At 73.2% G+C, this 18,236-nt stretch carries 16 protein-coding genes, 1 other RNA gene and 1 pseudogene; 6 read left to right on the forward strand and 12 right to left on the reverse strand.

The annotated features are described in order from the left end of the window. Nucleotides 1-70: 70 nt before the first annotated feature. Nucleotides 71-472: RNase P RNA component class A (rnpB, locus tag ACIPUC_RS07580), an RNA gene on the reverse strand. Between the two features lie 86 nt (nucleotides 473-558). On the opposite strand from rnpB, the pseudogene ACIPUC_RS07585 reads away from it, so the two are divergent. Next, nucleotides 559-906 (forward strand): annotated as a pseudogene (locus tag ACIPUC_RS07585) (hypothetical protein); the annotation flags it as partial. On the opposite strand, the gene ACIPUC_RS07590 reads toward ACIPUC_RS07585, so the two are convergent. Beyond that, nucleotides 857-2,299 (reverse strand): RNB domain-containing ribonuclease, encoded by a 1,443-nt coding sequence (locus ACIPUC_RS07590; RefSeq protein WP_446587316.1) that lies wholly within the window; start codon nucleotides 2,297-2,299, stop codon nucleotides 857-859. The pseudogene ACIPUC_RS07585 and the gene ACIPUC_RS07590 overlap by 50 nt on opposite strands. A gap of 264 nt (nucleotides 2,300-2,563) precedes the next feature. On the opposite strand from ACIPUC_RS07590, the gene yaaA reads away from it, so the two are divergent. After that, complete coding sequence (yaaA, locus tag ACIPUC_RS07595; protein WP_446587318.1) at nucleotides 2,564-3,367, forward strand: peroxide stress protein YaaA; 804 nt, start codon at nucleotides 2,564-2,566, stop codon at nucleotides 3,365-3,367. A 154-nt stretch (nucleotides 3,368-3,521) separates the two neighbouring features. Here yaaA and ACIPUC_RS07600 read toward each other — a convergent pair whose 3' ends face one another. Both ACIPUC_RS07600 and ACIPUC_RS07605 read right to left on the reverse strand, forming a co-directional pair. Beyond that, nucleotides 3,522-4,271, reverse strand: a complete 750-nt coding sequence (locus tag ACIPUC_RS07600; protein ID WP_446587320.1) for a bifunctional DNA primase/polymerase — start codon at nucleotides 4,269-4,271, stop codon at nucleotides 3,522-3,524. Nucleotides 4,272-4,420: 149 nt separating this feature from the next. After that, the gene (locus ACIPUC_RS07605; protein WP_446587322.1) at nucleotides 4,421-5,056 is read right to left on the reverse strand and encodes a TetR/AcrR family transcriptional regulator; all 636 of its coding nucleotides are present in this window, start codon (nucleotides 5,054-5,056) and stop codon (nucleotides 4,421-4,423) included. Nucleotides 5,057-5,187: 131 nt separating this feature from the next. Between ACIPUC_RS07605 and ddaH the strand changes: the two genes are divergently transcribed. Then, nucleotides 5,188-5,997, forward strand: coding sequence for a dimethylargininase (gene ddaH, locus ACIPUC_RS07610; RefSeq protein ID WP_446587324.1), 810 nt, complete (start codon nucleotides 5,188-5,190; stop codon nucleotides 5,995-5,997). Here ddaH and ACIPUC_RS07615 read toward each other — a convergent pair. Both ACIPUC_RS07615 and ACIPUC_RS07620 read right to left on the reverse strand, forming a co-directional pair. After that, nucleotides 5,994-7,001, reverse strand: coding sequence for a small ribosomal subunit Rsm22 family protein (locus ACIPUC_RS07615; protein WP_446587326.1), 1,008 nt, complete (start codon nucleotides 6,999-7,001; stop codon nucleotides 5,994-5,996). The genes ddaH and ACIPUC_RS07615 overlap by 4 nt on opposite strands. A 115-nt stretch (nucleotides 7,002-7,116) precedes the next feature. Further along, nucleotides 7,117-8,415 (reverse strand): Bcr/CflA family multidrug efflux MFS transporter, encoded by a 1,299-nt coding sequence (locus tag ACIPUC_RS07620; RefSeq protein ID WP_446587327.1) that lies wholly within the window; start codon nucleotides 8,413-8,415, stop codon nucleotides 7,117-7,119. A gap of 108 nt (nucleotides 8,416-8,523) precedes the next feature. On the opposite strand from ACIPUC_RS07620, the gene ACIPUC_RS07625 reads away from it, so the two are divergent. Together ACIPUC_RS07625 and ACIPUC_RS07630 are read left to right on the forward strand one after the other, a co-directional pair. Next, nucleotides 8,524-9,285: an SDR family oxidoreductase gene (locus ACIPUC_RS07625; protein ID WP_446587329.1), complete on the forward strand. Its 762-nt coding sequence runs from the start codon at nucleotides 8,524-8,526 to the stop codon at nucleotides 9,283-9,285. A gap of 40 nt (nucleotides 9,286-9,325) precedes the next feature. Continuing rightward, entirely contained in the window at nucleotides 9,326-10,189 is an 864-nt protein-coding gene (locus ACIPUC_RS07630; protein ID WP_446587331.1) for a PhzF family phenazine biosynthesis protein, read from the forward strand. Between the two features lie 74 nt (nucleotides 10,190-10,263). Here the strand turns inward: ACIPUC_RS07630 and efeU are convergent, their stop codons facing one another. The 6 genes from efeU to ACIPUC_RS07660 form a co-directional block, all read right to left on the reverse strand. Then, the gene (efeU, locus tag ACIPUC_RS07635; protein ID WP_446587333.1) at nucleotides 10,264-11,148 is read right to left on the reverse strand and encodes an iron uptake transporter permease EfeU; all 885 of its coding nucleotides are present in this window, start codon (nucleotides 11,146-11,148) and stop codon (nucleotides 10,264-10,266) included. A gap of 43 nt (nucleotides 11,149-11,191) precedes the next feature. Further along, nucleotides 11,192-12,487, reverse strand: a complete 1,296-nt coding sequence (gene efeB, locus ACIPUC_RS07640) for an iron uptake transporter deferrochelatase/peroxidase subunit (protein ID WP_446587335.1) — start codon at nucleotides 12,485-12,487, stop codon at nucleotides 11,192-11,194. A 32-nt stretch (nucleotides 12,488-12,519) separates the two neighbouring features. Next, nucleotides 12,520-13,653, reverse strand: coding sequence for an iron uptake system protein EfeO (gene efeO, locus ACIPUC_RS07645; protein ID WP_446587337.1), 1,134 nt, complete (start codon nucleotides 13,651-13,653; stop codon nucleotides 12,520-12,522). Between the two features lie 123 nt (nucleotides 13,654-13,776). Then, the gene (locus ACIPUC_RS07650; protein WP_446587670.1) at nucleotides 13,777-14,613 is read right to left on the reverse strand and encodes a heme ABC transporter ATP-binding protein; all 837 of its coding nucleotides are present in this window, start codon (nucleotides 14,611-14,613) and stop codon (nucleotides 13,777-13,779) included. 71 nt (nucleotides 14,614-14,684) lie between these two features. Continuing rightward, nucleotides 14,685-15,722: a FecCD family ABC transporter permease gene (locus ACIPUC_RS07655; protein WP_446587339.1), complete on the reverse strand. Its 1,038-nt coding sequence runs from the start codon at nucleotides 15,720-15,722 to the stop codon at nucleotides 14,685-14,687. Between the two features lies 1 nt (nucleotide 15,723). Then, nucleotides 15,724-16,737 (reverse strand): heme/hemin ABC transporter substrate-binding protein, encoded by a 1,014-nt coding sequence (locus ACIPUC_RS07660; RefSeq protein WP_446587341.1) that lies wholly within the window; start codon nucleotides 16,735-16,737, stop codon nucleotides 15,724-15,726. A gap of 115 nt (nucleotides 16,738-16,852) precedes the next feature. Between ACIPUC_RS07660 and ACIPUC_RS07665 the strand changes: the two genes are divergently transcribed. Continuing rightward, nucleotides 16,853-18,229: an HtaA domain-containing protein gene (locus ACIPUC_RS07665; protein WP_446587343.1), complete on the forward strand. Its 1,377-nt coding sequence runs from the start codon at nucleotides 16,853-16,855 to the stop codon at nucleotides 18,227-18,229. Nucleotides 18,230-18,236 lie beyond the last annotated feature (7 nt).

Here is an 18,236-nt window from a genome sequence, read left to right on the forward strand (position 1 = left end):
CGGTGGCATCTCCCCCGGGGGGATGCAGAACCACCCCGGACCGGAGAGACCCCGGTTCGGGGCGGAGCGGCAGACGAGCCGGCCTGTACGCCGGGTTCTGTCGCCCGGAGACCTCGCGGTCGCCGGGGAGACGGCCATCCATCTAGGACCGGCGTTGCCGCCGGCCTCGTGCGGTCTACCCGCGAACTCGGGCGGGCAGCCCTCAAGCGTTCGCGCAGACCCGTCCGGAGACGGATCCTCTTGACCTTGCTCCGGGTGGGGTTTACCTAGCCGCCTGAGTCACCTCAGGCGCTGGTGGTCTCTTACACCACCGTTTCACCCTTACCGAGGACCGAAGCCCCCGGCGGTCTGTTTTCTGTGGCACTGTCCCGCGGGTCACCCCGGGTGGGCGTTACCCACCACCCTGCCCTGTGGAGCCCGGACGTTCCTCGGCGGGATCCGGAGATCCCGACGCGGCCGCCCGGCCGACTCGTCTGCCGTGGCGACCATGCTACCGGCTGTGCCGTCGCGGCTTGACCTTGACGCGGCGGCAGGGTTTCTACTGGGGCCATGCGGATCGGAGAGATTCGGATCCGGTACGGGGCCCTGTTCGACCTCGTCGTCCCGCCGGAAGCGGTGGCCTCGGTCCGGGTCGACCGGCGCTATCCGCAGGGGCGGCTGGTCTCGGTGTCCGACGACGGGGTCCTCGACTTGATCGTGGGCAGCCAGACCACGGTGACGTTGGAGCTGACCCGGCCCCTGCCGTTCGTCCGCCCGCTGGGGGCCCGGGGGGCGGCGCGGACCGTCCGCTTCCACGCCGACGACCCGCGCGCGCTGGTCAGGGCGCTGCGGCGGCCCGCGCAGCCTGTCCGCGTCGTCACGCCGTGGCGAAGACGACCTTGGCGGAGCCCGGGTCGGCCGCCGTGAGCCGGACCCGGATCCGCTCGCCCAGGGGCAGCTCCCGGTCGGTGGACACGACGCGCCCGACCACCGCCGGGTCCGCCAGGTGGACGGTGCCCTCCAGCGGCTCGTGGTCCTTGACGTCGATCACCGTGGCCTCGAAGGTCTCCCCGACGCGGTCCTTGAGCAGGGCGGCCTCGACGAGGTCCACGCACTCCCGCTCGGCCGCGTTGGCCAGCCGGGCGCCGTCCGCCATCTCCTTCGGCAGTGCGTACAGCGCCGCCACCGCCCAGTGCGGGGGCTCCGCCCCAGCCACCGCCGCCAGGCACAGCTCGCCGGTGTACCGGTCGACGAGCCGGCGCAGCGGCGCGGTGCAGTGGGCGTACGGGGCCGCGACCGCCGCGTGGAGCGCCGGGTCCGGGGTCTCGCCGCCGCTGAAGACGGTGTAGCCGGCGCCGCGCAGCAGGGCCGTGCACTCCTGGAGGAACGCGGCGTGGTCGGGGCGGTGCGGGTCGAGGGAGCGCACGAGTTCGGCGTACGGGACGTGGTGCGGCCAGTCGATCCGCAGGGCCTTCGCCGCCCGCCGGAGCCTGCCGACGGCGCCGTCGGGAGCGGTGGGGAGGGTGCGCAGGATTCCGGTTCCGGCGGCCAGCATCAGGTCGGCCGCGGCGATGCCGGTCATGAGGGAGATCTGGGCGTTCCAGCCGTCGGCGGGGAGCGGGGCGCGGTAGGCCAGGGCGTACGAGCCGTCGTGCGCGACGACCTCCTGCTCGGGCACGTTCAGGGAGATGCCGCCGCGCTCCACCTCGAGGGCCTCGCGGAGCAGGCCGATGTCCCGCAGGAGGGCGACGGGTTCCTCCGCGGTGCCGCTGTCGACGGCCTTCTGGACGCCGCCGTAGTCGAGCTTGGCCCGGCTGCGGACGAGGGCGCGGCGGACGTCGGTGGTCTCCACCCGGCCCTCGGAGTCCAGGTCGAGGCACCAGAGGAGCGCGGGGCGGGTCTCGCCGGGCAGCAGGCTGGCCGCGCCCTCCGAGAGCACGGGCGGGTGCAGGGGGACCCTGCCGTCGGGGAAGTAGAGGGTGGTGACGCGGCGGTGGGCCTCCGCGTCGAGCGGGCTGCCCGGGGTGACGAAGGCGGCGACGTCGGCGATGGCGTAGTGGACCCGGAAGCCGCCGCCGGGCCGCTTGGCCAGGTGCATGGCCTGGTCGAGGTCGCGGGAGGCCGGCGGGTCGAGGGTGAAGAAGGGGAGGCCGGTGGCGTCGGTGTCGGGCAGGCGGGGCTCCCGGACGGCCCGCTCGGCCTCGGCGAGCACCTCGTCCGGGAACTCGTCCGGCACGCCCAGCTTCGTCCGCAGTTCGCGCAGGGCGGCCCGCAGGGCAGCCCCGTCTGCGCCGGTCATGTGCATCTGGCGGCGTGGCATGCACCGAGCGTAGGGGCTGTCGTCCGGATCAGGCCGGATCAGCGCGCGGCGTCCGGTGCCGTGCATCGCAAGGCGGAGGAGGGAGTCGACGCGGAGCGTCGGCGACCGACGACAACGCGGCGAGGCGCGGCACCGGACGCCGCGGGCCCGGCCTGATCCGGACGACAGCCCCTAGGGGCGGCCGGGCCGGACGGCGCGGCGAGGCGTCTACCCTGGCTCGGGGGCCGCATCCCCTGCGACGTGTCGTACCGAAGGAGATCCACCGTGCTCGTGCTGCTGCCGCCGTCCGAAGGAAAGGCCGCCGGCGGCTCCGGCGCACCACTGAAGCCGGAGTCGCTGTCGCTGCCCGGTCTGGCCGCGGCCCGTGCGGGGGTCCTGGACGAACTGGTCGAACTGTGCGCGGGCGACGAGCTCAAGGCGCGCGAGGTGCTGGGCCTGAGCGAGGGCCTGCGCGGCGAGGTCGCGAAGAACGTGGAGCTGCGGTCGGCGCCGGCCCGGCCGGCCGGGGAGGTCTACACCGGTGTGCTGTACGACGCGCTGGGGCTGGCGGACCTGACTCCGGCGGCGCGGGCGCTGGCCGAGGACGCGCTGCTGGTCTTCTCGGGGCTGTGGGGTGCGGTGCGGATCACCGACCGGATCCCGTCGTACCGCTGCTCGATGGGCGTCAAGCTGCCGGGGTGCGGGGCGCTGGGGGCGTACTGGCGGGGGCCGATGGCCGAGGTGCTGCCGACCGTGGCCGGGGAGGGGCTGGTGCTGGACCTGAGGTCGGCGGCGTACGGCTCCGCGTGGAAGCCGAAGGGGGAGGTGGCGGAGCGGACGGCCACCGTGCGGGTGCTGCATGCGCAGGTGGTGGACGGGGTGGAGAAGCGGTCCGTGGTGAGCCACTTCAACAAGGCGACGAAGGGGCGGCTGGTCCGGGACCTGCTGCTGGCCGGTGCGGTGCCGGCGTCGCCGGCCGAGCTGGTGACGGCCCTGCGGGACCTGGGCTACGTCGTCGAGGCCGAGGCCCCCGCGAAGCCGGGCAAGGCCTGGGCCCTGGACGTGGTGGTCACGCAGATCCACCACTGAGCCCGGGCGCGGCTGAAGGCTCGGGGCTCTGCCCCGGACCCTCCCCCCGACTCCGTCCGGGGGGGGCACCCGCGCCTCAAACGCCGGCCGGGCTGGATTGCCGCAGGCAATCTCAGTCCAGCCGGGCACAACCCAGCCCCGCCGGCCCGGGCGGCTAGCGGCCCAACGGCCAGGCGACTGCCGCTGGGGTTCGGTTCGTGGTGCCCGCGTAGGCGGCGCAGGCGTCCGTCAGGGTTTCCAGGAGGGTCAGGGGGTCCGGGAGGGGGTGCTCCATGCCGCGGAGCCAGGTCACCGCGTGCTCACCGGGGAGCGCCGCCGGGGGGACCAGGACGTAGCTGCCGCGGCAGTGCCACCGCAGGCCCGGGTGCTCGTCCATCGTCTCGGGGTGGCAGTCCAGTTCGCAGGGCCACCACTCGTCCTCGTCCTCGGGAGTGCCGCGGGTGGCGGTGAAGAAGAGCATCCGCGCCTGGTCCCCGGTGCCGCCCGATTCGGCGACCGGGCCGACCTCGATGCCGGCTTCCAGCAGGCGGGCGAGCGCGGCGGCGCCGGCTTCCAGCGGGACGTCGAGTACGTCGTGGACCATGCCGGTCGCGGTGATGAAGTTGGCCTGGGGCTGGTTGCGCGCCCAGCGTTCGACCTGGGCGCGGTCGGTGGTCGACTGGGTCTGCCAAGCGAAGGAGACGGGGTGGCGCGCGGGCGTGGGACAGCCGATGCGGTCGCACGAACATCGGTAACCGGCGGGATGGGCGGCGGGGGCGAGCGGCAGTCCGGCGGCGGCGACGGCCAGGAGGAGCGCCTCGCGCTCTTTTCCGGGGTCCTCGGCGGTGGGTTTCTGCCGCCGGCGCAGCCACTGGGAAATCCTGCTCTGCTCGCCGCGTTTGACGCGGCCGGACTCAGACCCCATCTATCCCCTCACCTCACCGTATCCCCGGCGGACCTTCACATGGTCCCACCATCCTGCGCCCCGGGTGACCGGTCTCGGTGACCGGGGGGTTGGGGATTGGTGACCGGCAACCCCCACATAACCACAGAATTCGGCCATTTGGCGTCCGGTCAGGTGACGGTGACGTTGGCCACCCCGCCCAGCACCCGGTCCACGAGCGCGTCGGTGAAGGCGTGCGTCAGCGGCCGCGTCCGCAGCAGCCAGCGGTACGTCAGCGGGCCCAGCAGCATCTCCACCGTCAGCCGCAGGTCGGTGTCCGGCGCGAGCTGTCCGGCCTCCCGGGCGGTGCGCAACCGCGCCTCGTACAGGGCGAGCTGCGGCTCCAGCAGCCGCTCGTTGAAACGGGCGCCGAGCTCGGGGTCGGTCGCCCCGGCCGCCGTCAGGGCGCGCGCGGGGGCCTCGTACTTCTCGTCGCACAGCTCGTCCACCGTCGCCCGCAGGACGTGCTTCAGGTCGGCGGCGAGGTCCCCGGTGTCGGGGAAGCCGGTCCACTCGGCCTGCGTCTGCGCGTCCCCGGCGAGCGAGAGCGAGGCGTCGAGGAGGACCGCGGCCTTCGACGGCCACCACCGGTAGATGGTCTGCTTGCCGACCCCGGCGCGGGCGGCGATCGCCTCGATGGTCAGCTTGTTGTAGCCGACCTCCCCGACCAGGGCGAGCGCGGCGTCGAGGATGGCCCGCCGGGAGCGGTCGCTGCGGCGGGTGGCGTCAGGGCTCTTGGCGCTCTTGCCAGGGGGCTTGGTGGTCATGTCCTGAAACTACCAACCGAGACGTCTCGTCTTCCTCTTGTCCGTTAAACCACCCAATCAGTTCACTGCGCTGTCCCGCGTGAGGAGAGACGATTCTCTCCACACTCGTCGTAAGTCGTGAGGAGCCTTCTTTGCGCAGAGACGCCACACCCCGGCGCTACCTGATGTGCCCACCGGCACACTTCAAGGTCACCTACTCCATCAACCCGTGGATGGATCCCACGAAACCGGTGGACCTGCCCCTCGCACTCGCCCAGTGGGAGGACCTGAGGGACCGCTACCGCTCCCTCGGGCACACCGTCGAAACCCTCGAACCGCACCCCGAGCTGCCGGACATGGTCTTCGCGGCGAACGGGGCCCTCGTCGTCGACGGACGGGTGCTCGGGGCCCGGTTCGCCCATCCGGAGCGGGCCGCCGAGGCCGAGATCCACCTCGAGTGGTTCCGCGGCCGCGGCTACCGGGACGTCCACGAGCCGTCCCACGTCAACGAGGGCGAGGGCGACTTCGCCGTCACCGCCAGCTACATCCTCGCCGGCCGGGGCTTCCGCTCCAGCCCGCTCTCGCACGACGAGGCCCAGGAGTTCTTCGGCCGCCCCGTCATCGGCCTCGACCTGGTGGACCCGCGCTACTACCACCTGGACACGGCCCTGTGCGTCCTCGACGGCGACGAGGTCATGTACTACCCGCCCGCCTTCTCGCCGGGCAGCCGGGCCGTACTCACACGCCTCTTCCCCGACGCGCTGCTCGCCGAGCCCGAGGACGCGGCGGCCCTGGGCATGAACGCCGTCTCGGACGGCCGGCACGTGCTGCTCCCGCAGGCGGCGACCGGGCTGCTGGCGCCGCTGCGGGACCGGGGCTTCGAGCCGGTCCCGATGGACCTGGGCGAGCTGCTCAAGGGCGGCGGCAGCGTGAAGTGCTGCACCCAGGAGCTGAGGCCCTAGCCCTCGTCGGAGGGGGGCGGCCAGGCCTGGCCCCAGTCGGCGTCCCGCGCCGCCTTGTAGAGGTCGCCGTGGCGCTTGGTCACGTTGACCCGGGTCAGGCCCTCACCCTCGGGTCCGCACAGTTCCAGCAGGACGAGCCCCTTCCGGATCTGCGGCTTCCGCGTGATCCGGGAGGCGGCCGGCCCGGCCGGGAAGCGGGTGGCGGCGACGTAGCTGAACTTCTCGTCCTCGTACGGGAGGGAGCCGCCCTTGACCTGCCGGTGCAGGGAGGACCGGCTGACCCGCGCCGAGAAGTGGCACCAGTCCCGGCCGACCTCGATCGGGCAGGTCCCGTCGTGCGGGCACGGGGCGGCGACCCGCAGCCCGGCCGCGATGAGCTGGTCGCGGGCCTCGCGGATGCGCAGGTAGCCCTCCGGCGTGCCCGGCTCGATCAGCACCACGGCCTGGCCGGCCCGCGCCGCCTCGGCGACGACGGCGGTACGGGCCTGCGGGGTCAGCTCGCCCAGCACGTACGAGACCGTCACCAGGTCCGCCTCCGGCAGCGCCAGCCCGGAGCCGATGACGGCCCGCCGCCAGTCCGCCGCGCGGAGCACGGGGGAGCCGGAGGCCTGCGCGAGTTCCCTGCCGAGCTCCAGCGCCGGCTCCGCCCAGTCCAACACCGTGGTCTCGCGCGGGCCGTCCCAGACGGCGTCCACCGCCCAGGTCGCCGCGCCCGTGCCGCCGCCCACGTCCACGTGCGAGCCCGGTGCCCACTGCGGGGCCGCCTCCGCGAGGCCGTCCAGGGCGGACCGGACGGCCTCGAAGGTGGCCGGCATCCGGTACGCCGCGTACGCCGCCACGTCGGAACGGTCGCGCAGCACGGGCGCGTCGGTCGGGGTCTGCCCCCGGTAGCTGGCGATGAGCCGCTCGACGGCGGCCGTGGCCTGCTTGTGCGGGAGCCCGTCGAGCAGGCCGGCGAGTGCGCTGCGGAGGGTCTCGGCGGTGGTGGGGGCGGAGGCGTTCACCCGCCGAGTTTACGGCGCCGGCCGGATGGTCACCGCCGGGTGCGGCGCCGCCGCTGCGCAAGCGCCCTGCGGGCCATCGGGCCCGCAGGACCAGGGCCGCGCTGCCCGCAGGAGGCTAGGCGGCGGCCTCGCGGGGCTGCCACGGCCGGCACAGGCCCAGGAAGCAGCCCACCGCCAGCAGCGAGCACACCAGCTGCACCACCGCCATCGGCACCGCCGTGTCCTCGCCCGCGATCCCGACCAGCGGTGAGGCGATCGCGCCGACCAGGAAGGAGGAGGTGCCGATCAGCGCGGACGCCGAGCCGGCGGCGTGCGGGGTGCGCATGAGCGCCTGCGCGTTGGTGTTCGGCATCACCAGGCCCATCGCCGACATCAGCACGAACAGCGCGGTGGCGATCGGGACCAGCCCGACCCTCCCGAACACCCCGGCGGCCATGAGCAGCAGGGCCACCGAGGCGGCCGTGGTGACCGCGAGCCCGACGGACAGGGTCTTGTCCATGTCCACCCGGCCGACCAGCAGCTTGCCGTTGATCTGGCCGACGGCGATCAGGCCGAAGGAGTTGATGCCGAACAGCAGGCTGAAGGCCTGGGGCGAAGCACCGTAGATCTCCTGCACCACGAAGGGCGAGGCGGCGATGTAGGAGAAGAGCACGGCGAAGGCGAAACCGCCGGCCAGCGTGTAGCCGGTGAAGACGCGGTCGCCGAGCAGCCCCCGCATGGTGCGCAGGGCCGTTCCGACGCCGCCGGTCTGGCGCCGCTCGGGCGGCAGGGTCTCGCCGAGGCTGCGCCACATCATCACGGTGAGCACGATGCCGACGGCGGTGAGGACGACGAAGACCCCGCGCCAGTCGGAGAAGCGCAGCACCTGGCCGCCGATGAGCGGGGCGACGATCGGCGCGGTGCCGGATATGAGCATGAGGGTGGAGAAGAACCGGGCCATCTCGACCCCGTCGTACAGGTCGCGTACGACGGCCCGTGCGATGACGATCGCGGCCGCGCCGGCCAGGCCCTGGAGCAGGCGGAAGGCGATCAGCAGTTCGGCGGTGGGGGCGAGGGCGCAGATCGCGGTGGCCAGGACGTAGACGACCATGCCGATGAGCAGCGGCCGGCGGCGGCCCCACTTGTCGCTCATCGGGCCGATGACCAGCTGGCCCAGCGCCATGCCGGCGAGGCAGGCGGTGAGAGTGAGCTGGACGGTGGAGGCCGGGCTGTGCAGGGCATTGGTGACCTCCGGCAGCGCCGGGAGGTACATGTCCATCGACAGCGGGGGGAGGGCGGTCAGCCCCCCGAGTATGAAGGTGACCAGCAGGCCGGTGCGGCGTGCGGCCTTCAGGGGTGCGGTGGCGGTGGGGGCGGAGGGCGTTTCGGGCGACGGTTCGTGCGAGCGGGCCGTCACGGGGCCTCTCTCCGACATGCGGAACTCCAGTCTGCTTGTCTTCTTTATGCACCCCTGACCGACCCATGCTCTCAGCAATCGGAACGTCCGGGGACCGGGGCGCCGTGTGACGTACTCTGCGGCCCCATGGACGAACGTACGAAGAAGATCGCTGTAGTCACGGGGGCCGGCTCCGGGATCGGCCGCTCCGTGGCCCTGGCCCTGGCAGCGGCCGGCTGGGCCGTGGCGGTGGCGGGCCGCCGTACCGAGCCGCTGGAGGAGACCGCCGGGGCGGCCGGCGACGGCGCCGACGTGCTCTGCGTCCGGACGGACGTCAGCGATCCGGACGAGGTCGCTGCGCTGTTCGGGGCCGTACGCGAGCGGTACGGGCGCGTCGACCTGCTCTTCAACAACGCGGGCACCTTCGGCCCGGGCGGCGTCCCGCTGGAGGACCTCTCCTACGAGGCCTGGCGCTCGGTGGTCGACGTCAACCTGACCGGCGCCTTCCTGTGCGCGCAGGCCGCTTTCCGGCAGATGAAGGCGCAGGACCCGCAGGGCGGCCGCATCATCAACAACGGCTCGATCTCGGCGCACGTGCCGCGCCCGCACTCCGTCGCCTACACCGCGACCAAGCACGCGGTGACCGGCCTGACCAAGTCCCTGTCGCTGGACGGGCGCCCGTACAAGATCGCCTGCGGCCAGATCGACATCGGCAACGCCGCCACCGAGATGACCGAGCGGATGCAGACCGGCATCCTCCAGGCCAACGGGCAGCTCGCCGTCGAACCGGTGATGGACGCCGCCGACGTGGCGCGCACGGTGCTGCACATGGCGGAGCTCCCGCTGGAGGCGAACGTGCAGTTCGCGACGGTGATGGCGACGGCGATGCCGTACATCGGGCGCGGCTGAGCCGGGGAATGCCCGCCGCGGCCCCGCAGTTGAGACGATCATGACGACTGAGGTATTGCGCTACACGGCCTTCTCCGGCGACCCGGCGGGCGGCAACCCGGCCGGGGTCGTGCTCGACGCGGCCGGACTGGACGACTCCGCCATGCTGGGCATCGCCGCCGGGCTCGGCTACAGCGAGACGGCCTTCCTGACCGCCCCGCCCGAGGGGCTGGAGGGGGAGCCGGGCCGGGCCTTCACCGTGCGCTACTTCAGCCCGAAGGCGGAGGTGCCGTTCTGCGGGCACGCCACCGTCGCCACCGCCGTGGCGCTGGGGGAGCGGATCGGCCCCGGGGAGCTGGTGTTCGCGACGCGGGCGGGAACCGTCCCGGTGTCCGTCACCGCGGCGCGGGACGGGCTGCTGCGGGCCACGCTCACGAGCGTGGAGCCGCACACCGAGGAGATCGGCGCGGCCGACCTCGCCGAGGCGCTGGCCGCGCTGGACTGGCCGGAGGCCGACCTGGACCCGGCGTTCCCGCCCCGGATCGCCTACGCCGGAGCCCGCCACCTGGTGCTCGGCGCCGGCACCCGGGCCCGGCTCGCGGACCTCGCGTACGACTTCGCCCGGCTGGAGGCGCTGATGCGGCGCCTGGACCTGATCACCGTGCAGCTGGTGCACCGGGCGGGCCCGGCGGAGTTCCACGTACGGGACCCCTTCCCGGTCGGCGGAGTCGTCGAGGACCCGGCGACGGGCGCGGCCGCGGCAGCCTTCGGCGCGTACGCCCGCGAGCTCGGCCTGGTCCCGGACGACGCCGTGCTCACCCTCCACCAGGGCGCGGACATGGGCCGCCCGGGGGAGCTCACGGTGGAACTGCGCGCGGGCGACCCCCGGGTCAGGGTCGGCGGCACGGGAGTGCGGATCGCGTGAGCGCGCGCCTCGGCCCCGACGCGAGCCCCGCATGAGGGTGCTCGGCTTCGGCGGGGCCGAGGCGCCCACGGCGTTCAGCCGGCGGGCGCGGCGTCGGGTGCCTCCGCAGACTCCGCCGAGCCGGGGGAGTCCGCCGGCCGTGCCTTCGCGTCGGCAGGTCGTGAGCGCTCGGCGAAGAACAGCACCAGCACGGGGACCAGGTACAGCGCCCACACCCACAGCTGCAGCACGGTGGGGTCCGGCTGGAAGTTGAAGACGCCCTTGAGCACGGTCCCGTACCAGCTGTCCGGCGGGACGGCCGCGCTGACGTCGAAGGCCTTGTCGCCGAGACCGCCGAGGAAGCGGGCCTCCTGGAGGTCGTGGACCCCGTACGCGAGCACGCCCGCGGCGACGACCACCAGCATGGCGCCCGTCCACGTGAAGAACCGGCCCAGGTTGATCTTCAGGGCGCCGCGGTAGAACAGCCAGGCCAGCGCGATTGCCGTCGCGATGCCCAGCAGTACGCCGGCCAGCGGGGCGGAGGAGCCCTCGCCGCTGGCCCGTACCGAGGCCCACACGAACAGCGCCGTCTCCAGACCCTCCCGGCCGACGGCCAGGAACGCGGTCGCGACCAGCGCCCCCGTGCCCATGGCGAGCGCCGTGTCGAGCCTGCCGTGCAGCTCGGCCTTCAGATGCCGCGCGGTGCGCTTCATCCAGAAGACCATCCACGTCACCAGGCCCACCGAGATGACGGACAGGGTGCCGCCGAGCAGCTCCTGCGCCTCGAAGGTCAGCTCCTGGGTGCCGAATTCGAGCGTCGCGCCGAAGGCGAGCGAGATCCCGCAGGCGATCGCGATGCCGAGCCAGACCGGACGCAGGGCGTCCCTGCGCCCGGTCTTCACCAGGTAGGCGACGAGGATGCAGACGACCAGGCCGGCCTCCAGCCCCTCGCGCAGGCCGATCAGATAGTTGCCGAACACGGCGGTTGTTCCTCTCCGGGCTCTACGAGCCGTACGACGGGGACTACGCGAACAGCGCCCGGCCCCACCAGTCGTCCTGGTCGCGGACGCCCGGCGGGACGGCGAAGATCGCCGAACCCACGTGCTGGATGTACTCGTTGAGGACGTCGGCCTTCGCCAGGCTGCGCTGCACCGGGATGAAGCCCTTGCGGACGTCGCGCTGGTAGGCGAGGAAGAACAGGCCCGCGTCGAGGCGGCCCAGACCGTCCGTGCCGTCCGTGAAGGAGTAGCCGCGGCGCAGCATCATCGCGCCGTTGTTGGTGTCCGGGTGGGCGAGGCGCACGTGCGCCTCCGGCTTCATCGCCTTCAGGAAGGGCTCGTCGCGCTCCTTGGACTTGCCGACGGGGGCGCCTTCGCCCTTGTCGCGGCCGAAGATGTCCTCCTGCTCGCCCAGCGGGGTGCGGTCCCAGGTCTCGATGTTCATCCGGATCCGGCGGGCCACGAGGTAGGAGCCGCCGGTCATCCAGTCGCTGCCGTCGCCCGGGCCGACCCACACGTGCTTGTCCAGGGCGGCCTCGTCGGTGCCGGAGATGTTCCGGGTGCCGTCCTTGAAGCCCATCATGTTGCGCGGGGTCTGCTCTTCGGGCGTGGTCGACGAGGTCTTGCCGAAGCCGAGCTGCGACCAGCGCACCGCGGTGCGGCCGAAGCCGATGCGGGCCAGCTGGCGGATCGCGTGTACGGCGACCTGCGGGTCGTCGGCGCAGGCCTGGACGCAGATGTCGCCGCCGGAGCGGGCCGCGTCCAGGTTGTCGCCGGGGAACAGCTCCAGGTCCACCAGGGCTTCGGGGCGCTTGTCCTCCAGCCCGAAGCGGTCCTTGGCGAACAGGCCGGGCCCGAAGCCGATGGTCAGGGTGAGCCGCGAGGGCTTGAGGCCCAGTGCCTCGCCCGTGTCGTCCGGGGGCGCCTCCGGGAGTCCGCCGAAGCCGCCCTCGCCGACGGGCCGGCCGGCCGTCATCAGCCGGGCCGCCCCGGTCCACTCCTTGAGGAGCGCGACGAGCTCCCCGCGGTCCTTCGTCTTCACGTCGAAGGCCGCGAAGTGCAGCCGGTCCTGCACGGCGCTGGCGATACCGGCCTGGTGCTCGCCGTGGAACGGCACGGCCGCCCCGGCCGAGGCCGCCGGGACGGCGTCCGAGCCGGTGCCCAGGGCCGCCACCGTGCCGCCGGCCGCGGCGGCGCCGAGCGCGAGCCCGGCCCCGCCCCAGCCGAGCACGGAGCGCCGCGAAGGCGCGGCCCTGCCGCCGTCGTTGTGTTCGGTCTCCGTCACCGTCTCCGGCTGCACGGCCGGCTCCGACTCGGACATTCGGGTCTCCCGCCTGGTTCCGCTGGTGCCGGTTACTTCGTGACCGCGGCGGCGAGCTTGGACAGCGGCTCGCCGAGGGCGGACACGGCGTCCGAGAGCTCCTTGCGCTCCGCTTCGCCGACCGTGTCGTAGGAGACGAAGGTGAGGGTGGCCTTGTCGGCGTAGTACTTGTCCAACAGCGCGTGCATCGCCGCGAAGCGGGTGTCCAGCGTCTTGGTGAGCTCGGGGTCGGTCTTCGAGACGATCGGCTTGAGGACCTCGAACGCCTTCTGCGCGCCGTCGACGTTGGCCTTGAAGTCGACCAGGTCGGTGTGGGAGTAGCGCTCCTCCTCGCCCGTGACCTTGCCGGTGGCGACCTCGTCGAGGAGCTCCTTGGCGCCGTTCGCGATCGAGCTGGGGGTGATCTCGGCCGTGCCGACCCGCTTCTGCCAGTCGGTCAGGTCCGCCATCAGGGTGTCGGCGAGCTTCTTGTCATTGTCGTCGATCTTGTTTTCGGCCCACAGGGACTTCTCCAGGCGGTGCCAGCCCGTCCACTCCTGGCCGGGCTCCAGGCCGTCCTCGCGGACGTCGACCTTCGGGTCGATGTCACCGAAGGACTCGGCGACCGGCTCGGTGCTCTCCCAGCCGATGCGGGACGGGGCGTACAGCTTCTTCGCCATTTCGATGTTCCCGGCCTTGACGGCGCCGGTGAACATGCTCGCCGGGCTCAGGTTGGTCTGCACGACCAGGTACGCGCGGTACTCGGCGACCGCTGCGTCCGCCTCGGGACTGCGCTTCTCCTCGCCGCCCTTGCCGGTGGCCTTGACCTTCTGCTTGATGCCGTCGCCCTTCATGCCGGGCTTGCAGACGATCTCGTACTCGCCCGCCTTGATCTCGGCGGTGATGGAGGCCTTGGTGCCCGGGCCGATGTTCTCGCGCTCGGTGACGATGCGGGCGTCCGGGAAGAGGACGTAGACCTCGGTGACCTTGGAGCCCTTGTTCTCGACGTCGATCTGAACCTTGCCGGACGGGAACTCCGTCTTCGACACCTCGCAGGCGCTGTCGGAGGCCGCGACCCTGACCACGCCGTCGCCGCCCGCGTCGCTCTTCTGGGAGCAGCCGGTGACGGCGGCCAGGGCGGCCGCCACGGAGGCGGCGGCTATGACGGTGAGGCGGGCGGGGCGCATAGGGGCTCCTGGGCGTCGGACGACGGGCCGTCCCAAGGGGGAGAGGCCGGTGAGGCGGACCTAACTTAATCGAGGCTTACCTGACCCATACCAGGGTCATTCCATGACCGGGTCAAAGGAAGGTCAAACCAGCCCGGTTGGCGTGCGGCGCACCGGGACCACCAGGGGAGCGCCGGTGCGCGGGTGCGGGAGGACCTCGACCGGCTGCCGGTAGACGCGGCTGAGCAGCGCGTCCTCGAACACCTCGGCCGGCGGACCGGCCGCCGCGATCCGCCCGTCGTGCAGGACGGCGGCCCGGTCCGCGTAGGCGGCGGCCAGGCCCAGGTCGTGCAGGACGACGACCACCGCGTCCCCGGCGGCGGCCCGTTCGCGGCAGATCCGCAGCACGAGTTCCTGATGGCGCAGGTCCAGGGCGGCGGTGGGCTCGTCGAGGAGCAACAGCGGCGCCCGCTGCGCCAGTACGCGGGCCAGCGCGACGCGGGCGCGCTCGCCGCCGGAGAGCGCGGAGAAGGGGCGGTCGGCGAAATCGGCGACCTCGGTCGCGGCCATGGCGGCGGCCACCGCCTCCTCGTCCGCGTCGGCGAGCGGGGTGCCGGCCCACGGCGCGCGGCCCATCCGTACGACGTCCGCCACGGGGAAGGGGAAGGACAGCGCGGCCGACTGGGGGAGGACCGAGCGCCGCAGCGCGAGGTCGGGGGCCGACCAGTCGTGCACCGGGCGGCCGTCGATCCGGATCTCCCCGGAGGCGGCCGGCAGGTCGGCGGCCAGCGCCGCCAACAGCGTGGACTTGCCCGCGCCGTTGGGGCCCACCAGGGCCAGCACCTCTCCGGCCCGGGCGGTCAGGTCGATGCCGGCCAGCACCTCGCGCTGTCCGAGCCGGACGTGCAGGCCGGTGATTTCGGCGAGGGCCGATCCGGGGCCGGGCCGGGCCGGGACGGTCCGCCGGTTCCGGGAGAGCAGCCCGGTGAGCCTGCGGGTCGCGCGGGCGGCGGCGGACGTGCCGGTCGCACGGGTCTCGCGGGTCGCTTCGGTCACGCCCAGCCTCCTTGCTTGCGGCGGGTGCGGCGCAGCAGCCAGAAGAAGAACGGGCTGCCGAGCAGGGCGGTCAGGACACCGAGCGGCAGTTCGGCCGGCTGGGCGAGGGTCCGCGCGGCCAGATCGCCCGCGACCAGGACGACGGCTCCGGCGAGCGCGCTGCCCGGCACCAGGAAGCGGTGACCGGGCCCGTTGGCCATCCGCAGCAGGTGCGGGACCAGCAGCCCCACGAAGGTGATGACGCCGGCCACGGCGACGGCGGCGGCGGTGAGCAGCGCCACGACGAGGATGAGGGCGAGGCGCAGCCGCTCGACGTCGATGCCGAGGTGGCGGGCCGGGCGTTCGCCGAGGGAGAGCAGGTCGAGGCGGCGCGAGTAGAAGGGGGCGACGAGCAGGCCGGCGAGGGCGCAGGGGAGTACGGCGAGCACCTTGGGCCAGGTGGCCTGGGCGAGGGAGCCGAGCTGCCAGAAGGTGATCTGGTTGACCTGCCCGCTGTCCGCGAAGAAGACGAACAGCCCGATCAGGGCGCCGGCGAAGGCGTTGACGGCAATGCCGGTGAGGATGAGGGTGACGACCTCGGTCTTCCCGCCGTTGCGGGAGAGGAAGTAGACGGAGCCGACGGTGACCAGGCCCGCGACGAACGCGCAGAGGGGAATCGTCCAGTTGCCGAGGAAGCTGAGCCCGAGCCCGATGGCGGCGACGGCGCCGACCGCGGCTCCCGCCGAGATCCCGATGACGCCGGGCTCGGCCAGGGGGTTGCCGAAGACGCCCTGCATGAGCGCGCCGGCGCAGCCCAGGCTTGCGCCGACGAGCAGCGCGAGCACGACGCGGGGCAGGCGTACGTTCCACAGCACGCTCTCCCCGACCCGGTCGAGGGGCGCCCCGCCCAGCCCCGTGCGGTGCTGCACGGAGGCGAGTACGTCCCCGAGGGGGATCCGGTACGCCCCGGTTCCGGCGGAGACCAGAGCGAGCACGAGCACGGTGACGACGAGGGCCGCGGTGAGCAGGTAGGCCCTTCTGCCGGGGAGGGCCACGTCAGGCGGCCTTGCCGTAGAGCTGGGCGATGAGCGAGGACAGCACCTGGTCGGTGCGCGGGCCGTAGTTGAGCAGGACGCCGTCGTCGACGGAGACCACCCGGCGGTCCATGCCGGCCGGGGTCTGGGCGACGCCCGGGATCTTCGTCAGGCCGTCGACGCCGCCGACCGATTCGAGGCCCTTGGACATGACCAGGATCGCGTCGGGGGCGGCGGCCGCCAGGGCCTCGCTGGTGATCGGGGTGAAGTCCTTGCCGAGTCCGGACTCCTTGCCGGTGTCGACGGCGCCGGCCGCCTCCAGCAGTGAGGCGGCTCCGGAGTCGGATCCGCCGAGCAGGTAGACCGAGGCGGTGCCGCGCAGGTAGAGGAAGGCGACCCGGGGCTTCTTGCCGGAGGCAGCCGGAATCTCCTTGCGGACGGCGGCGATCCGGTCGGCGGTGCGCTGGTTCAGCCGCGCACCCGCCTCGGTGACCCCGAGCGCGGAGGCGACCGCGTCGATCCGCTTCGGCACGTCCTCCAGTGCCTTGGCGGGGGCGATGACGAGGACCGGAACGCCCGCGTCGCGGATCTGCTGGATCGCCTCGGCGGGGCCGGTGGTGGTCTCCGCCAGGACGATCGTCGGGCGCAGCGAGAGCACGCTCTCGGCGGAGACGTCGTGGCCCCGGGTCACCACCGGCAGCGCGGCGGCCTGTTCGAAGGTGGCGGTGATGTCCTTGGCGACCACCCGGTCGCCGAGGCCGAGCGTGTGGACGATCTCGTTGAGGCTGCCGGTCAGCGGGACGACCCGGTCCGCCGAGGCGACGGTGACCCGGGAGCCGTCGGCCGAGACCACGGTCGCCGGCATCGCGGGCGCCGGAGCCGGGGTGAGCGGTTCCACCCGGTCCGGGGCGGCGGCGGTGTGGGCGGATGGGCCCGGGGTGGCGGCCGTACCCCCGCAGCCCGTCAGCGCAAGTGCCAGTGCTGCCGCGGCGAGAGCGAGACGGGGGAAGCGGTGTGACGCGGCGGGCGTAGGCACGAGGGCACCGTCCTGATCGTCCGACTGAGGTTGTGGAGACCGGGGGGTTTCCCATCCGGCCAGGGGTAGCTTAGGTTAGCCTAACCTTGCTCGCTAGACCCTGGAGGGGGCGGTCATGCCCACAAGACCCGTCCGTGCGTTCGCCATCGCCCTGCTGGCGGCCCTGCTGGGAGCGCTGCTCCCGGCCGCCGTCGCCCGGGCGGGCACCGTGCAGGGGGGTCGTCTCGACTGGGGCATCAAATCGTCTTTCCAGAGTTATGTCACGGGCCCTGTTGCAAAAGGCGGTTTCAAGCTGAAGAGCGGAGCAGCCACCGTCGGCGGCAGCCTGTTCCGCTTCCACACCGCGACCGGCTCCTACGACCCGGAGTCCGGCGCCTTCGAAGCCTCGTATTCGGGCGGGGTGACCTTCCAGGGCCACCAGAAGCCCGACGGCGTCTACGAACTGGACATGACCGTCAGCCGCCCGACCGTCAAGATCGACGGCGGCAGCGGCACCCTGTACGTGGACGTCTCCAGCAAGGCGAAGGACACCGGCGCGGTCACCAGCCTGTCCCAGGTGCCGTTCGCGACCCTCGGCCTCGGCGGGGTCGACATGAAGGGCGGCGCGAGCCCGCTCACCCTCACCAACATCCCGGCCACCCTCACCGAACAGGGCGCCAAGGCCTTCGCCGGCTACTACGCGGCCGGCGCGCAGCTCGACCCCGTCTCGCTCTCCGCCGACGTCAAGGCCGCCCCGGCCGCGCAGCCCTCGCAGCTGCCCACCGCGGCGCAGCCGAGCGCGTCCGCCGAGACCTCGCAGGCGCCGGGTGCCTTCGCCGACGCCGCCGTCGACTGGGGGGTCCGCCGCACCTTCCGCGAGTACGTCACCGGCTCCGTCGGCCAGGGCAAGTGGAGCCTCGCCGAGGGCGCCCAGGACGGCGGCGCACTGTTCCGCTTCCCGCAGGGCAAGGGCGCGTACGACGGCGGGAAAGGCACCCTTGACGCCGCCTTCGCCGGCACCGTCCACTTCACCGGCACCCACCTGGACCTGAAGCTCGGCGCGGTGCGCGTCACGGTGCAGAACGGCAAGGGCGTCCTGTCCGCCGACGTCACCTCGGGCGGTACGACGAAGAACGCCGTCGCGCTGGTGGAGTTCGATGCCGGGGCCCTGAAGGCCGAGGGCGGCCTCGCCACCCTGGCCGAAGCCCCCGCCACCCTCACCGAGGGCGGCTCCCAGGCCTTCAACGCCATGTACAAGGCGGGCACCGAGATGGACCCGGTCTCGCTCGCGATCGCCCTCGACGCCACCGCGAAACTGCCCGCGCTGCCCGACCTGGGCTCCACGGCCGCGCCCTCGCCCGCACCCAGCGCCTCCGCCGAGGCGGTCGCCAAGGGCGGGACGTCCTCGAACGCCGGGATGTACATCGCCCTCGCCGTGGCCGTGCTGGTGCTCGCCGCCGGTGGCGCCTTCCTCGTGATCCGCAAGCGCCGTGCCGCGGCCGAAGCACCGTAACGGCTCC

This window comes from Streptomyces sp. LARHCF249 (assembly GCF_052871255.1).

Bases quoted from the DNA above. Each gene is read 5' to 3' on its own strand.
- ACIPUC_RS07590 (WP_446587316.1), bottom strand. From the start codon at position 2,299: ATGCCACGCCGCCAGATGCACATGACCGGCGCAGACGGGGCTGCCCTG.
- ACIPUC_RS07600 (WP_446587320.1), bottom strand. From the start codon at position 4,271: ATGGGGTCTGAGTCCGGCCGCGTCAAACGCGGCGAGCAGAGCAGGATT.
- ACIPUC_RS07605 (WP_446587322.1), bottom strand. From the start codon at position 5,056: ATGACCACCAAGCCCCCTGGCAAGAGCGCCAAGAGCCCTGACGCCACC.
- ACIPUC_RS07620 (WP_446587327.1), bottom strand. From the start codon at position 8,415: ATGTCGGAGAGAGGCCCCGTGACGGCCCGCTCGCACGAACCGTCGCCC.
- ACIPUC_RS07625 (WP_446587329.1), top strand. From the start codon at position 8,524: ATGGACGAACGTACGAAGAAGATCGCTGTAGTCACGGGGGCCGGCTCC.
- ACIPUC_RS07630 (WP_446587331.1), top strand. From the start codon at position 9,326: ATGACGACTGAGGTATTGCGCTACACGGCCTTCTCCGGCGACCCGGCG.
- efeB (WP_446587335.1), bottom strand. From the start codon at position 12,487: ATGTCCGAGTCGGAGCCGGCCGTGCAGCCGGAGACGGTGACGGAGACC.
- efeO (WP_446587337.1), bottom strand. From the start codon at position 13,653: ATGCGCCCCGCCCGCCTCACCGTCATAGCCGCCGCCTCCGTGGCGGCC.
- ACIPUC_RS07665 (WP_446587343.1), top strand. From the start codon at position 16,853: ATGCCCACAAGACCCGTCCGTGCGTTCGCCATCGCCCTGCTGGCGGCC.